Origin of the sequence: Dactylosporangium sp. NPDC049742 (assembly GCF_040674675.1) — a bacterium.
GTDB lineage: Bacteria > Actinomycetota > Actinomycetes > Mycobacteriales > Micromonosporaceae > Dactylosporangium > Dactylosporangium maewongense.
Genome location: NZ_JBFANF010000162.1, coordinates 1 through 1,182, shown reverse-complemented (window position 1 = coordinate 1,182; position 1,182 = coordinate 1). Strand labels below are relative to the sequence as shown.

2 protein-coding genes are annotated in these 1,182 nt (G+C 56.1%); both read right to left on the bottom strand.

Annotated features, from left to right (window positions below; all coding sequences use genetic code 11):
• Nucleotides 1–39: 39 nt before the first annotated feature.
• Nucleotides 40–720: a cupin domain-containing protein gene (locus tag AB0J72_RS58935; RefSeq protein WP_004574802.1), complete on the bottom strand. Its 681-nt coding sequence runs from the start codon at nt 718–720 to the stop codon at nt 40–42.
• A gap of 164 nt (nt 721–884) precedes the next feature.
• A partial coding sequence (locus AB0J72_RS58930; RefSeq protein WP_363418050.1) for a cupin domain-containing protein occupies nt 885–1,182 on the bottom strand: 298 nt, incomplete at its 5' end.

Here is a 1,182-nt window from a genome sequence, read left to right as displayed (position 1 = left end):
CCACCCGCTCGGCGGTCGGCGAGATTTCGGAGAAATGCTTCATGCAAGCGCCTCATTTGATTCGGCGACTGGCAGGTGGCCTGTCTTGACCAGGATGGTGCAGCCTGTATTGCTGAAGGGACGGTGAGCACTCAAATGCGGACTGCGCATCCATGTGCCGGTAGGGTAGCTTCCGAACTCATCCTCAAAGACGCCTTCCAACACATAGATTTCTTCACCGCCGTAGTGACGATGCGAATTGAATCGTGTCCCCGGGGCCCAGCGCACCAAAGCCGTATGTTGTGTGTCGAACTCAGAAAGTGGCATCACCGACAGACCCGGCACGAGGCCTGGAAACCAGGGGCCGTTACGGGTGTCGACCACGGTGCGTTGGCTGTCGGCTAGATCAAGATGGCGCAGCTTGACGAACAACGTGCAACCCGTCGCGGAGCTCGGTGCATGCGAAGAACCTGGTGGATTCTTGATGTAAGTCCCAGGCCCGAAGGTCCCGGATTCGTCGCTGAATTCGCCGTCCAGGACCAGAATCTCCTCGCCCAAGTCGTGCTTATGATTTTCAAAAGCGGAGCCCGGCGCGTATCGCACGATCGAGGTGGCACGCGCCACTTCGTCGCCATCACGCTCCAGTAACTGGCGTTGAATCCCGGTCGCTGGCGAATCGACCCACTGTAAGCTTGAAGGCTCGACGACAACACGCTGCGAAAGATCTGAATTGAGTTTCATGGCTTTATTTCATCTACCGACTACTTGGTAGGTAAGTTATAAGATCCCGATTTGTTTGTCAAATAGCTTTCGCCATTTTCTTTCATCCATTGAAAAAACAATGAATTGGTTACAAGAACTCGCGAAGCTTAGCGTACGATTTTTTCCGAATTCTGCGAGCCCCCCTAGAACGATTGGCCGACCTTGTAGGTGATCGCCTTCTCATCGTTGACCCGCGAGGTGATTGCACCTTCCAGCACGTAGGCCACGGCAGTGCCGGTGTGGCTGTGGGGCACGGTGGCCTGGCCCGGCGCATAGTCCACGGTGAGCATCACGGTTTTCTTGCCGGGGACGTTGGCCAGGGCGTGTTCCTGCAACACGTTGATCTTTTCCTGGTTGTACACCGGGTCGTGGGCAAAAGCGCTTAACGAGGCCAGCAGCAGGGTGGTGCCGAGCAGTACTTTCATGGTGAGGCTCCGAGTG